Raw genomic sequence first — 13,407 nt, forward strand, 5'->3', positions numbered from 1 at the left:
CGCGCCCTACTGGATCAGATCGAAGACCGAGAAGATCGGCATGTAGAGGGCGACGATCATGCCGCCCACGACGAGACCGAGGCCGGCGATGAGCAGCGGCTCGATGAGCGAGGTGAGCGCCTCGGTGGTGGCCTCGACCTCCTCGTCGTAGAACGTGGCGATGCGGCCGAGCATGACGTCGACGGCGCCGGACTCCTCGCCCGAGGCGATCATCTGCACCACCATCGACGGGAAGATCTCGTGGCGGCCCAGCGGGCCGGCGATCGACTGGCCGCCGGCCACCGAGCGGCGCACGTCCTCCGTGGCGTGGGCGATGACGGTGGAGCCGGAGGTGTCGCCGACGATGTCGAGGGCCTGGAGGATCGGCACGCCCGCGCCGAGCAGCGTGCCGAGGTTGCGGCTGAACCGGGCCAGCGCGATCTTGGCCGCGAGGTCACCGAAGACCGGCATCTTGAGCTTGAGCGGGTCCACGACCTCGCGCACCCGCCGCTCGTGGCCGTTGCGGCGCCACCAGACGACGCAGACGAACGTGCCGATGGCGAGCGCGGGGAGGATGAAGACCATCGCGTCGGAGAGGAACACCAGGATGCGGGTGGGCAGCGGCAGGACGCCGCCGAGGTCGGTGAACATCTTCTCGAAGACCGGGACGATGAACAGCAGCATGCCGATGCACATGAGGGCGGCCATCACCAGCACGACCACCGGGTAGGTCATCGCCGACTTCACCTTGGCGCGCAGCCGCACCTCGGCCTCGAGGGTCTCGGCGACCTGGGCGAGCGCGGTGTCGAGGAAGCCGCCGAGCTCGCCGGCGCGGACCATGTTGATCATCAGCGGCGGAAAGGTGCGCGGCTCGCCCTGGAGCGAGGAGGAGAGGCTGTGGCCGGCCTCGACGCCGGCGCGGACCTCGCCCAGCACCCGGGCCAGCTCGGGGTGCTCGACCTGGTCGGAGAGGATCGCCAGGCAGCGCAGCAGCGGCAGGCCGGACTGCACCATGGTGGCCAGCTGCCGGGTGGCGATCGCCAGCTCCTTGGGCGGCACCCGCTTGGAGCCGGGCAGCTTGATCTCGGTCTGCAGGCCCTGGCCGGCCTTGCTGATCTGCAGCGGCACGTAGCCCAGCGAGCGCAGCCGGTCGGCGACGGCCTCGGCCGAGGCGGCCTTGACCTTGCCCTCGCGGAACTTGCCGTCGGCGTCACGGACCTTGTACTCGAAGCTCTGGGCGGTCACGACGCACTCTCCTCGTCGGTGGCCAGCGGGGCGCTCCAGCCGGTGAGCAGCTCACCGTGCGCGGAGGCCGCGCCCTGGCCGCCCTGGCCCGGGCCGCGCAGGCCGGTGCTGGTGATGAGGGCCAGCAGGCTCTCCTTGTCCGCGCAGTGCTCCAGCGCGACGGCACGGGTGACCCGGCCCTGCTTGACCAGGTCGGCCAGGTGGCCGTCCAGGGTCTGCATGCCGACGTCCACGCCCGCCTGGAGCGCGCCGGGGATCTGCGGCAGCTTGTTCTCGCGGATCATCGCGCGCACGCCGGTGGTGCACACCATGATCTCCAGCGCGGCGGTGCGGGAGCGCCCGTCGGCGGTCGGCACGAGGGTCTGGCACACGACGCCCTGGAGGGTCGCGGCCAACTGGGTGCGGATCTGCTGCTGCTGCTCGGCGGGGAAGACGTCGACGACGCGGGAGACGGTGTCCTGCGCCGACTGCGTGTGCAGCGTGGCGAGCACGAGGTGACCGGTCTCTGCGGCGGTGAGCGCCACCGAGATGGTCTCCAGGTCGCGGAGCTCGCCGACGAGGACGACGTCGGGGTCCTGGCGCAGCACCTGGCGCAGCGCGTTGCGGAAGCCGAGGGTGTCGCCGCCGACCTCGCGCTGGTTGACGATGCAGCCCTTGTGGTCGTGGAGGAACTCGATCGGGTCCTCGATGGTCATGATGTGCCCGCGCCGGGTGCGGTTGACCTGGTCGATGACGGCCGCGAGCGTCGTGGACTTGCCCGAGCCGGTCGGCCCGGTGACGAGCACCAGCCCGCGCTTGAGCTCGGCGAAGCCGGAGACGACGGCGGGCAGGCCCAGGTCGCCGACGGTCTTGATCTCCCACGGGATGAGGCGGAGCACCGCGCCGAGCGCGCTGCGCTGCCAGAAGACGTTGGCACGGAAGCGGGCCACGCCCGGCACCGTGTAGGCGAAGTCGAGCTCGCGGGTCTCCTCCAGCGTCTTGCGCTGCTTCTCGGTGAGGATCGCGTAGACCGCCTCCTGCAGCGACCGCGCCTCCAGCGCCGGCTGGCCCTCGACCGCGCGCATCTCGCCGCGCACGCGGACCGTCGGCGGCACGCCCACGGTGAGGTGCAGGTCGGAGCCGCTCAGCTCGACCACCTGGGTCAGCAGCTCGTCCAGGCCCAGGGGCTCGACGTGCTCGGGCTCGACGTGCTCGGGTACCGGCGCAGCCGCGACGACCGGCGCAGCCGCGACCGGAGCCGCGGCGGTCACCGGGGCCACAGCAGGGGCGACCGGCTCGGGCTCCCGGTAGGCGGGCGTGGGGGTCTCGTACGTGGGCGGCTCGTAGGCCGGGGCCTCGTACGAGGGCGGCTCGTAGGTCGGCGGCTGGTAGGTGGGTGCCTCGTAGGTGGGCGGCTCGTACGCGTCCGCGGACGCGGCGGCGACCCGTCGTCCACCCCCGGGCGCGACGCGCGGCACGTCCTCGGTGGGGTCGGCGTCGGAGCCGGCCATCACCTGGTCCCACAGGGAGGTCGAGCCGGTGCTCGGCGCGGAGCCCTCCGGCACGTCGGCCCGCCGGCGCGCCCCGGCAGAAGGGGTGGGGGCCGGCGCGGCCGGCGTCTCCGCCGGCGTGTCCCACTGGGCCCAGGACGTGTCCCAGGACCCCGTCGAACCGGTCTGCTGGTCATCCTGCGACACGGAGCACCTCCTGCACGGTCGTACGACCGGAGAGCACCTTCGCCCACCCGTCGTAGCGCAACGTCGTCATCCCCTGCTCGCGGGCGGTCCGAGCCACCTCGTCGGTCGGGGCGCGGCTGACGGTCAGCCGCTCGATCTCCTCGCTCACCGGCATCACCTCGTGCAGCGCGGTGCGTCCCCGGTAGCCGGTGCGGGAGCACGCCGAGCAGCCGACGGCCTCGAAGAGGACGCCGTCGTGCTCGGCGGGGAGCCGGAAGCCGAGCCGGTCCAGCTCGGCGGGGTCGGCGCGGTAGGGGCGCCGGCAGCGCTCGCACAGCGCCCGGCACAGCCGCTGGGCCAGCACGCAGTCGAGCGCGGAGCCCACCAGGAACGGCTCGATCCCCATCTCCACGAGGCGGGTCACCGCGGACGGGGCGTCGTTGGTGTGCAGGGTGGAGAGCACGAGGTGACCGGTGAGCGAGGCCTCGATCGCGATCGACGCGGTCTCGTGGTCGCGGATCTCGCCGACGAGGACGATGTCGGGGTCCGAGCGCAGGATCGAGCGCAGCGCCGAGGCGAACGTGAGACCGGCCTTGGGGTTGGTCTGCACCTGGTTGATGCCGGGCAGCCGGTACTCCACCGGGTCCTCGACGGTGATGACGTTGACGTCGGCGTTGTTGAGGATGTTCAGCGTCGCGTAGAGCGTCGTGGACTTGCCCGAGCCGGTCGGCCCGGTCACCAGGATCATCCCGTACGGCTTGCGGTAGGAGCGGGCGAAGCGCTCCCGGTTGCCGGGCTCGAAGCCGAGGTCGTCGAGGTCGAGGCGGGCGGTGGAGTTGTCGAGCACACGCGCGACGATCTTCTCGCCCCACACGGTCGGCAGGGTCGCGACGCGGAGGTCGACGGTCTTGCCGTCGTGGTTGATGCTGATGCGGCCGTCCTGCGGGATGCGCCGCTCGGCGATGTCCATGCCGGCCATGATCTTGAAGCGGGAGACCACGCCGCCGGTGATCGCGCGGGGCGCACGGTGGGCGTCGACGAGCACGCCGTCGATGCGGTAGCGCACGCGCAGGTCGTCCTGCGTGGGCTCCAGGTGGATGTCGGAGGCGCGGTCGGCGATGGCCTGGCTGACCAGCAGGTTCACGAAGCGGACGACGGGGGCGTCGTCGACGACCTCGGTGAGCGAGTCCAGCCCCTGCTCGGGGGTCTCCTCGACCAGGCCGGTGGTGAGGCCCTGCAGCTCGGCCTCGGCGCGGTAGGTCTCGTTCAGCCGCGCCTCGATGTCGGCGCGGCCGGCGAGCACGAACGTGACCGCCGAGCGGGTCAGCCGGACCAGGTCGTCCTTCAGCTCCAGGTCGCCGAGGCGACGCACCGGCACGGCCACCAGCAGCGCGTCGCCCAGCCACGCGTAGGGCAGGACCCCGGAGCGGCGGGCCACGTCGCCGGAGAGCCGGGCCGCGGCCCCGCCGTCCACGCCGTTCTCGGCGAGGTCCACGAAGCCCACGCCCGCGACGCCCGCCACGAGCTCGAGGACGGCGGCGCGGTCGACGTCGAGCACGAGCAGCGCCTCGATCACCGACCCGTGGGTCGAGGCGACGGCCGCCTGCGCCTGCGCGAGCTGCTCGGCCGTGACCAGGCCGTGCGCCACGAGCGCGGCCGTGGTCGTCTCCGCGGTGGTGTGGATGCGGGAGTCCTCGGTCTGCCAGCGGTCGGCCCGGCGGCGGGCGACCGCGTCCACCTCCGGACGGGGCTCGACCGGCTCGAGGCTGTCCCAGGCGAGGCTGTTCACCCGAGCACCGTCAGGGCCCGGCTCGGGTCCTCCCGGTAGTGCTCGACGAGCGCGTCGGTGAGCGAGTCGATCCGCTCGTGCAGGGCGGTGCGGTAGACGGAGAGCTCCTCGGCGGCGACCTCGAGCTCGGCCACGTCCTCGCTGCTCCACAGCGTCCGCAGCACCGGCAGGCCGGGCAGCGGGTCGAAGGCGCGGACGCGGAGGAACACCTCGCGACCGTGGCCGCGGCCGGTGTCGCCCAGGGCGCGCTCGACCTGCTCGAGGGTGAGGTGGCCGTCGGTGCCGGCGCCGGCGCGCACCAGGTCGATGCGGGCGTGCAGCAGCCGACGCCAGTAGCTGATCCGCTCCTCCTCCTCGCGCAGCGCGGTGCGCAGCGTGCGGAGGCGGTGCAGGTCGAGCGGGGCGTCGGCGGGAGCAGGGCGACCGGCGGTGTGGCCGGCGTGGGGAGCGGCGTGGGCAGCCGTGCGCGGGGCAGTGTGCTCCGGGCGGCGGGCGAGGGCGGTCATCGCGCACCTCCCGCGAAGGCGGAGGCAGCCGGCGTCGGTGCGTCCGGGCGCCAGCCGGTGCGACGCAGCATCACGCCGAAGTCGTGCGGCTTGCTGGCCGCGCCGCGCGCGTCGTCCTCGCTGAGCACGCCCTCGACCACGAGGCGCACGAGGTGCTGGTCGAACGTCTGCATGCCCGAGTAGCCGCTCTCGGCGAGCACGTCGGGGATCTCGCCGGTCCGCTCGGGGTCGGCCACGGCCTCGGACAGCCGGACGTCGCCGACCGCGATCTCCAGGACGGGCGCCCGGCCGCCGTCCACGGTGGGGACGAGGCGCTGGCACACGACCCCCTGGAGGCAGGCGGCGAGCGCGGCGCGCACGCGCGGCTGCTCGTGCGGCGGGAAGAAGTCGATGACGCGCTGGACGGTCTCGAGCGCGTCGGTGGTGTGCAGCGTGGACATGACCAGGTGGCCGGTCTCGGCGGCCGAGAGGGCGGCGTGCACCGTGTCGGCGTCACGCATCTCGCCGATGAGGATGACGTCGGGGTCCTGGCGCATCGCGGCGCGCAGCGCGCCCGACCACGAGCGGGAGTCCGAGCCGAGCTCGCGCTGGGTGACGGTGGCGGCGCGGCTGGAGTGCACGACCTCGATGGGGTCCTCGAGCGTGAGCACGTGCACGGCGCGCTCGTCGTTGATCGCGTCGATCATCGCGGCGAGCGTGGTGGTCTTGCCCGAGCCCGTGGGGCCGGTGACGAGCACCAGCCCGCGGCGGCGCAGCGCCAGGTCACGGATGACGGGGGGCATGCCGAGCGAGGAGAGCTTCTGCGGCTCCTCGGCCACGCGACGCAGCACCGCCGCGTCCTCGCCGCGGGTGCGGAAGGCGTTGACGCGGAACCGGCCGATGCCGGTCATGGTGATGGCCAGGTCGGCCTCCAGGTCGCGGTCGTAGACCTCGAGCGCGTCCGCGGGCATGGCGCCGCGCAGCATCTGCGTGAGCAGGGCGCCCGGGAGGGCGCGGCCCAGGGGCAGCAGGTCGCCGTCGACGCGGACGCGGGGCGGCACGCCCGCGCGCAGGTGCAGGTCGGAGCCACCGCGTCGGACGGTCTCGGCGAGCAGGGCCTCCAGGACCTGGCCGGCGTCGAGGCCGCCGGCGGACGGCGCGGCGGACTGTCCGGCTGCGTGTCCGGCGGCGTGTCCGGCGGCGTGCGTGGGGGTGGCTGCGGGCGCGCTCGAGGGCGCGCCGAGGGGCGCCGCGTGGGCGGCGTCCCGGCCGGCCGTCCCGTCGGTCAGGTGGTGGGCGTGCGTGCTCACTGGGGGTCGTCCTCCGTCCCTCGGAACGGGGGTCGCAGCGCTGGGGGCGCAGGCGGACCGGTCCATTCCGACTTGACGTATCGTGAGAGTGATCGGGCTCCGACACTCCGGACTTGACCAAGAACGTCGTAAAATTTTCATCCCAGGAATTCCGTCCCGATCGTCAAGTCGCTGCTCCGCGCGGCCGATGACCTCCTCGAGCAGGACGGAGATCATCCATGGCGAACCTCGTGGGTCTCGAGATCGGGACCAGCAGCGTGCGCGCCGTCGAGGTACGCACCAGACGCGGTGCACCGACGTTGCGCCGGCACGCCCGCGTCCCCCTTCCTCCCCGTGCGGTGGAGGCCGGCGTGGTGCGCGACGACGACGCGGTCGCGCACGCCCTGCGCGAGCTGGTGGGCACGCTGCAGCCCAAGGCCCGCGACGTCCGTCTGGCGGTCGGCTCGGCCTCGGTGCTCGTGCGCCAGCTCGAGCTGGACTGGATGAGCGACGAGGACCTGCGCCGCTCGCTGCGCTACCAGGTGGCCGACCTGCTGCCGGTGCCGATCGACGACGCCAACATCGACCACCTGCCGCTCGGCGAGGACACGATCGTCGACGAGGACGGCCGCACCCGCCGGATCACCCGCATCCTGCTCGTCGCCTCCGCCCGCGAGGCCGTCGACGGCCTCGTCCGCGCCGCGCAGTCCGCCAAGCTGCGGGTGCTCTCGGCGGACCTCACCGCCTTCGCCGCCCTGCGCGGCCTCGGCGCCGCGGGCCTCGGCCCCGCTCCCGCGCCCCAGCCCGCGGTCACGCCCGTGCCGACCCTCGTGGGTGCTCCGGGCGAGGAGGGCGAGCGGCTCCCCGCGTCCGCCGTGGCCGCTGCTCCGCTGCCCGCCCGCGCGGTGCTGGACGTCGGCGCCGACACCGTCGGCGTCACCGTGGAGGGCCCGGACGGGCCGCGCTCCGTGCGCGTGGCCGCCGGCCTCGGCGGTGAGCTGCTCACCCGGATGCTCGTGGAGCAGACGGGACGCACCCGCGACGAGGCCGAGGACCTCAAGCGCCGCACGCGGCTGCTGCCGGTGCCCGGCGCCCAGCCGGTCGACCGCGACCAGGCCCTCGCCCAGGAGGCCGTCTCCCGGATGCTCGCCGAGGTGCGCGCGACCCTGGACTTCCAGGTCTCCCACGACCCCCGGCACTCCCCCACGCACATGCTGCTGACCGGCGGCGGCTCCCTGCTGCCCGGCCTGGCCGAGCACTGCCGCGCCGTCGTCGGGCTGCCCGTCGAGGTCCTCGGCGACGGCCCGCACGGCCCGCTGCTGCCCAGCAGCGACCTCGTCGTCCCGCTCGGGCTGTGCAGCCCCGGCCTGCCCGCCACCACCACGGGAGGCCGCCGATGAGCCGCGCCGCCACCACCGGCACCCGCAAGGCCGGCCGCCGCGCGGCCGATGCCCCGCTCGACCCCACCGTGCCCGTGCCGGACAGCCCGGCCGCGCTCACCTCGCGCAAGGGCGGCCGCTCGAAGGGGGGCAAGCCCGGCAAGGCGCCGAAGGGCGGCAAGGCGGGCAAGGCTCCGGTCGCCCCGCCGCCCCGGCACGGCGTCAACCTCGTCTCCCCCTGGGTGCTCGAGCAGCACCGGGTGCGGCACCTGCGCCGCCGCTTCGTCTACGGCGTGGGCAGCCTCGTGCTCGTCCTGGGCCTCGTCGGCACCGGCATGCACTTCGCCCTCGCCCAGGCCGAGGCCGAGCTCAGCGGCGAGCAGGCTGTCACCGACGGGCTCCAGCTGCGCATCTCGGCGCTCGACGACGTCTCCGCCTACGTCAGCTCCGTGCGCGGCCGCGGTCTCGTCACCCGCACGCTCATGAGCACCCAGGTCGACACCGCCGCCGTCGTGAAGGGCCTCGACAAGGCTCTCCCGGACGGGGCGGAGCTGGCGAGCCTGACGTTCACGCTCGCCCCCGCGGCCGACACGACCACCGACGCCGCCACGACCACGGACGGCACCACCACCGACGGCGCGGCCACCGACGCCACGGCGGCCGTCGACCCCGACCGCGGCATCGGCGCCACCTGCGCCGGCCCGGACCCGTTCGGCGCCAACCCGGTGCTCACCTGCGTCTCGATCGCCGGCACCGCACCCGACCGCCAGGCCGTGGCCCGCCTCGTCGAGCGGCTCGAGTCCGACGAGATGTTCTCGGAGCCCTTCATCACCACCACCACGGCCGGCGAGGACGGCGTCACCTTCGCGGGCACGGTCGGCGTCACGTCGGTGGCCTTCACCGGCACCTACGACGACCTGGCCTCGGCCCTGCTGCCGCCGCTGGCGACGGCCGAGGACACCGAGACCACCGACGCCACCGCCGCCACCACCACCGAGGACGAGGAGACCACCCCGTGAACCTCCGCACCCCCCTCGCCACGGTCGTCGTCGGGTCGCTCGTCGTCCTCCTCGTGCTCGTGGCCGGCTGGTTCGGCGTCGTCGGCCGCTACCTCGGCGCCCTCGGCGAGACCCGGGACGCCACGGTCGCCGCCCAGGACGCCAACAACCTGCTCCAGGTGAAGCTCGCCGGCCTGGAGAAGCTGCGCGACGAGCTCGGCGACGTCCGCTCGCTCGCCGCCGACCTCGACGTCCTCGTGCCCACCACCGCCGACCAGCCCGGCCTGTTCGAGCTGGTCGACAAGGCCGCCAAGAAGGCCGGCATCCCGCTGGACCACGTCACCGCGCTCTCCCCCAGCACGCCCGTCGAGTGGGCCTCGGCCTCCGGCGTCGCCGCCGCGGGCGTGCCGACCGGCGCCGAGCTGGCCGTGCAGACCGTGACGATCAGCGTCGAGGCCGACTACGACGCCTGCCGCACGATGCTCGCCGAGATCGGCAAGCTCGACCGGGCGATGCTCGTCTCCTCGGTCTCCCTGTCGCAGTCCGAGAGCGACCAGTGGGTGCTCCTCGTCGAGAGCAGCACCTTCCTCGCCCCCGAGATCGCCGAGCCGGCCTCCGTCCCGGGCGCCTGACGTGCAGCACTCCCCCCGTGCCGCCACGCCCGGCCCCTTCCCCGAGGTCCTCCCCCCGGCCCGCCTGAGCCCGCTCGAGCCGGCGCGCGCCCACGCCCACCACCCCACCCCCCGACCGGTCCCCGTCCCGGACCCGGCGCGGAACCCCGGCCCCGCCCCCAGCGGGGCCGGGGCGCCCGCGTCGTGGCAGACCGACCGGCTCACCGGTCTCCTCACCCGCGACGAGATGGAGCGCACCGCGCCCGGCCTCGTCACCCAGGCGCTCGAGCAGGGCGCGTCCGTCGCGGTCGCGCTGGTCGACGTCGACCGGCTCAAGCAGGTCAACGACGCGCTCGGCCACAGCGCCGGCGACCACCTGCTCGTCGAGACCGCGCAGCGGCTGCGGGCCGTGGCCGGCCCCCGCGCGCTCGTGGCCCGCTGGGGCGGGGACGAGTTCGTGCTGGTCAAGCCCCTGCACCACACCGCCGTCGCCGCGTCCTTCGAGGAGCGGCTGCGGGAGCAGCTGGGCGGCTCGCGCACCCCGACGCTCGGGCCCGACGGGGCCCCGGGCAACCTGCTCCAGGCCTCCGTCGGCGTGGCCGTCGCCGGCCAGGACGGCACCACCCTGCCCGACCTGGTCGCCGGTGCCGACCAGCGGATGTACCGGGACAAGCAGCGCGCCCGCGGCGCCGCCGAGACCGAGGTCGTGACCGGACCCTCCGACGAGGTGCTCCTCCCCTCCCTCGCCTCGGCCGTCGCCGACCCTGACGGCGCCGGGCTCGGGGTGCGCCTGCACCCGCGGACCGGGCCCGACGGCGAGCTGTACGGCGTCGAGGCGGTGCTCCGGTGGCGCGACCTGCGGCACGGGTCGATCCCCGCGGCACGCACCCGCGCGCTGGCCGAGCGGCACGGGCTGGCCCGCTGCCTGGACGCCTGGGCCGTCGGCCGCGCCCTGGAGGGCCTCGCCGCGCTCGTCGGGACGCCCGGTGCCACCACCGGCACCGTGCCCCGCGTGGGCTCGCCGCGCACGACGGTGGCCGTCGACGTGTCCGCCCGCACCCTGCTCGACCCCGCGCTGCCCGGCATCATCACCCGCGCCGCCCGGCAGGCCGGCCATGCCGACCACGACCCCGACCACCCCGCGGCCCGGCTGCTGCTCCAGGTCAGCGAGTCCGCGGGCTCGCTGCTGGGGGACGCGGCCTCGCTCGACGCCCTCACCTCCACCGGCGCCCGGCTCAGCATCCCCGAGCACGGCGGCACCCGACCGGCGCTGGCCCTGGTGTGGGCCAACCCGCTGGTCGGCGAGGTCCGGCTCCAGCCGTCCTTCGTGGCCCGCGCCGCCCAGGACGCCGGCGAGGCCGAGCGCGTCCGCCGGCTGACCGGGGCCGCGCACACCCTCGGGGTGCGTGTCGTCGCCCAGGGTGTCGCGGACCAGGACGTGGCCGAGCGGCTGCTCTCGCTGGGCTGCGACGCGGTCCAGTGCGGTCGCGGCCGGCAGGCGGTGTCCGCGGCCACCGAGTCGGAGTCGGCGGCGGCGGGCGAGACCTGCCCCGACGCGGTGGGCGGGGCGAGCCGGTGAGCGTCCTGCTCGCCGTCTGCGTCGTCCTCGGGCTGCTCGGGCTGGCGCTGGGCTCCTTCGGCACCGTGGTCGCGCACCGCGTGCCGGCCGGGCTGTCGGTGGTCAGTCCGCGCTCCGCCTGCCCCGCCTGCGGGCACGCGGTGCGCGAGCGTGACAACGTGCCCGTGCTCTCCTGGGTGCTGCTGCGCGGTCGGTGCCGCGACTGCGCCACCACCATCCCGTGGCGCTATCCGGCCGTCGAGGCCGCCACCGCCGTGCTGTTCGTGCTGCTCGCGGTGCTGCTCCTGCCCGACTCCGTCGGGTCGTGGACGGCCTGGGACGCCGGCCGCCTCGTCGCCTGGCTGGCCGTGGTCGCCGGCGGCGTGCCGCTGGTGGCGGTCGACCTCGCGCTGCACCGCCTGCCCTTCGCCGTCACGGCCTGGACCGGCGGCTTCGTGCTCGCGGGCCTGGCCGGCGGTGCCGTCGCGGTCGGCGACCCGGGCCTGCTCCTGCCGCCGCTGGTCGGTGCGCTGGTGTGGCTCGCCGTCATCGGCGGCCTGCACGTGCTCACCGCCGGGCGCGGCATGGGCCTGGGCGACGTGGCGCTGGCGCCGGTGCTCGGCGCGGCCACCGGGTCGTTGACGGTCACCGGTCTCGTGCCCGGGGCCGCGCTGGTCGGCCTCGCCCTCGCCTTCGTGGGCGGCGCCCTCGTGGGCGGCGGTCTGCTCCTGGCGGACCGCTCGCGCCGCCGCGTCCTGCCGTTCGGGCCGTTCCTCGTGGGCGGCGCGCTGCTCGCGGTGCCCTGCGGCGTGCCGCTCGCGGAGGCGTACGCCGGGCTCGTGGGCCTGTAGCGGCTGCTCCGCGGAGGACGGGCGCGGGCGCATTCCCACGCTCGCTGTGATGACTCTCGCCGTCGTCGACCCTGGTCAGCGAGCCCCGGCGCGGGAGAAGGTGGACCTCGGCAACGAGCCGCCCTCCCCGTCCCCGAGAGGACCCCGTGACCGAGCAGTCGACCGCTCACCAGGCCACCGCGCCCCAGCACGAGGTCACCGGTCCGGTGCCGCGGGCGGGCGTGGCCGACGTCGTCGAGCCCGACCCGCACGGCGGCCCCCGCGCCCGGCGCACCCGCCGGCACCGTCCGACGCTCGGGTTCGTGGCGGCGGCGGTCTCGCTGGTGGCGGTCTTCATCTCCTCCGGGTCCCCGATCCCGCTGTACGAGACCTACCGCGTCACCGACGGGCTCACCACGGCCGACCTGGCGCTGGCCACGGTCGCCTACCTGGCCTCCGTCCTCGTCGCGCTGCTCGTGCTGGGCCGCGTCTCGGACCACCTCGGGCGCCGGCCGGTGGCCATGACGTCGGTGGTGCTGGCGATCGTCGGCTCCCTCGTCCTCCTGGACGTCGGCTCGCTCGGCGCGCTCGCCACGGCCCGCGTCCTCCAGGGGCTCGCGTGCGGCTTCGCCACCTCCGCCGTGGCCGCCTACCTGCTCGACCTCTCCCCGCCGCGGCGCGCATGGATCGCGCCGGCCCTCGTGGCCGGCGGCCCGCAGGTCGGTATCACCACCGGCGCGCTGCTGACCGGCCTGTTCGCCAGCTTCTCGCCGTGGCCGACCACCGGCTCCTACGTCGTGGTGCTGGCGCTGCTCCTCGTGTGCCTGGCCCTGCTCGCGCTGGCACCGAGCAGCGACGTGCGTCCCGGGCTGCTGCGCTCGCTGCGGCCGCAGGTCGCCCTGCCGTCGTCGGTGCGCCCGCTGCTGCCGGCCGCCGTCGCGGTCTTCTGCGGCACCTGGTCGCTGGGCGGCTTCTACCAGTCCTTCAGCCCCACGATCTCGGCCACCTACCTGGGCACCGAGGACCCGTTCATCGGCTCGCTGGTCTTCGCCTCGTTCATGATCACCTACGGCCTGGGCATCCCGATCACGGCGCGGATGACGCCGGTGGGGGCCCAGCGCCTGGGTATCACCCTCTTCGCGGTCGGGGTCGCCGGCATCGTCCTGGGCCTGCACCTGGGCAGCGTGGCGCTCGTGCTGGCCGCCGGCGTCGTCGCGGGCACCGGCATGGGCACCGGATTCACCGGCTCGGTGCAGACGCTGCTGCCGCACGTGGCCCCCGCGCAGCGCTCCGGCGTCATGGCGTCGGTGTACCTGTTCTCCTACGCCGGGGCGGCGTTCCCCAGCCTGGTCGCCGGCCGCCTCACCCACGTCGTGGGCCTGGCCGACCTGTCCTTCGCCTACCTCGGCATCGGCGTGCTCGCCGCGCTCGTGGTGTTCTGGCGGACGCGGGGCGCGCGCTCCTAGGGAGTGTCTGGTTATTCGCGTAGCCAGATGGTGATGGTGCGGAGCACGACGCCGCCTCGGTAGACGACAGCCAGCTTGTCGTAGCGGGTGGCGATCCCTCGCCACTGCTTGTGGTCGTTGAAG

11 protein-coding genes and 1 pseudogene are annotated in these 13,407 nt (G+C 75.0%); 6 read left to right on the forward strand and 6 right to left on the reverse strand.

Features of this window, described 5'->3' with window-relative positions:
• Nucleotides 1-6: 6 nt before the first annotated feature.
• Genes M8330_RS18970 through M8330_RS18990 form a run of 5 tightly spaced genes read right to left on the reverse strand, consistent with a single transcriptional unit; the run spans nucleotide 7 to nucleotide 6,463 of the window.
• Complete coding sequence (locus tag M8330_RS18970; RefSeq protein WP_250828596.1) at nucleotides 7-1,224, reverse strand: type II secretion system F family protein; 1,218 nt, start codon at nucleotides 1,222-1,224, stop codon at nucleotides 7-9.
• A complete protein-coding gene (locus tag M8330_RS18975) occupies nucleotides 1,221-2,900 on the reverse strand; it encodes a type IV pilus twitching motility protein PilT (protein WP_308196316.1) in 1,680 nt (559 codons plus the stop codon). Before M8330_RS18975 ends, M8330_RS18970 begins: the two co-directional genes overlap by 4 nt.
• Nucleotides 2,887-4,668: a GspE/PulE family protein gene (locus tag M8330_RS22590; RefSeq protein WP_250828597.1), complete on the reverse strand. Its 1,782-nt coding sequence runs from the start codon at nucleotides 4,666-4,668 to the stop codon at nucleotides 2,887-2,889. The genes M8330_RS18975 and M8330_RS22590 overlap by 14 nt, the downstream gene beginning before the upstream one ends.
• Nucleotides 4,665-5,174, reverse strand: a complete 510-nt coding sequence (locus M8330_RS18985; RefSeq protein ID WP_250828598.1) for an RsiG family protein — start codon at nucleotides 5,172-5,174, stop codon at nucleotides 4,665-4,667. The genes M8330_RS22590 and M8330_RS18985 overlap by 4 nt, the downstream gene beginning before the upstream one ends.
• The gene (locus M8330_RS18990; protein ID WP_250828599.1) at nucleotides 5,171-6,463 is read right to left on the reverse strand and encodes a type IV pilus twitching motility protein PilT; all 1,293 of its coding nucleotides are present in this window, start codon (nucleotides 6,461-6,463) and stop codon (nucleotides 5,171-5,173) included. The genes M8330_RS18985 and M8330_RS18990 overlap by 4 nt, the downstream gene beginning before the upstream one ends.
• A gap of 218 nt (nucleotides 6,464-6,681) precedes the next feature.
• Between M8330_RS18990 and pilM the strand changes: the two genes are divergently transcribed.
• From pilM to M8330_RS19020, 6 genes are all read left to right on the forward strand, one after another.
• The gene (gene pilM, locus M8330_RS18995) at nucleotides 6,682-7,842 is read left to right on the forward strand and encodes a pilus assembly protein PilM (protein WP_250057621.1); all 1,161 of its coding nucleotides are present in this window, start codon (nucleotides 6,682-6,684) and stop codon (nucleotides 7,840-7,842) included.
• Nucleotides 7,839-8,840: a PilN family protein gene (locus tag M8330_RS19000; protein WP_250828600.1), complete on the forward strand. Its 1,002-nt coding sequence runs from the start codon at nucleotides 7,839-7,841 to the stop codon at nucleotides 8,838-8,840. Before pilM ends, M8330_RS19000 begins: the two co-directional genes overlap by 4 nt.
• Nucleotides 8,837-9,451, forward strand: coding sequence for a hypothetical protein (locus tag M8330_RS19005; protein WP_250828601.1), 615 nt, complete (start codon nucleotides 8,837-8,839; stop codon nucleotides 9,449-9,451). The genes M8330_RS19000 and M8330_RS19005 overlap by 4 nt, the downstream gene beginning before the upstream one ends.
• 1 nt (nucleotide 9,452) lies before the next feature.
• Nucleotides 9,453-11,009 carry a diguanylate cyclase domain-containing protein gene (locus M8330_RS19010; RefSeq protein ID WP_250828602.1) on the forward strand — a complete coding sequence of 519 codons (1,557 nt, stop codon included), beginning with the start codon at nucleotides 9,453-9,455 and terminating at the stop codon, nucleotides 11,007-11,009.
• Entirely contained in the window at nucleotides 11,006-11,839 is an 834-nt protein-coding gene (locus M8330_RS19015; protein WP_250828603.1) for a prepilin peptidase, read from the forward strand. Before M8330_RS19010 ends, M8330_RS19015 begins: the two co-directional genes overlap by 4 nt.
• Nucleotides 11,840-11,985: 146 nt before the next feature.
• Entirely contained in the window at nucleotides 11,986-13,284 is a 1,299-nt protein-coding gene (locus M8330_RS19020) for an MFS transporter (protein WP_250828604.1), read from the forward strand.
• An 11-nt stretch (nucleotides 13,285-13,295) separates the two neighbouring features.
• Here the strand turns inward: M8330_RS19020 and M8330_RS22765 are convergent.
• A pseudogene (locus M8330_RS22765) lies at nucleotides 13,296-13,407 on the reverse strand (IS5-like element ISMt1 family transposase); the annotation flags it as partial.

It is taken from the genome of Nocardioides bruguierae (assembly GCF_023656415.1).
Lineage (GTDB): Bacteria > Actinomycetota > Actinomycetes > Propionibacteriales > Nocardioidaceae > Nocardioides > Nocardioides bruguierae.

Bases quoted from the DNA above. Each gene is read 5' to 3' on its own strand.
- M8330_RS18985 (WP_250828598.1), bottom strand. From the start codon at position 5,174: ATGACCGCCCTCGCCCGCCGCCCGGAGCACACTGCCCCGCGCACGGCT.
- pilM (WP_250057621.1), top strand. From the start codon at position 6,682: ATGGCGAACCTCGTGGGTCTCGAGATCGGGACCAGCAGCGTGCGCGCC.
- M8330_RS19000 (WP_250828600.1), top strand. From the start codon at position 7,839: ATGAGCCGCGCCGCCACCACCGGCACCCGCAAGGCCGGCCGCCGCGCG.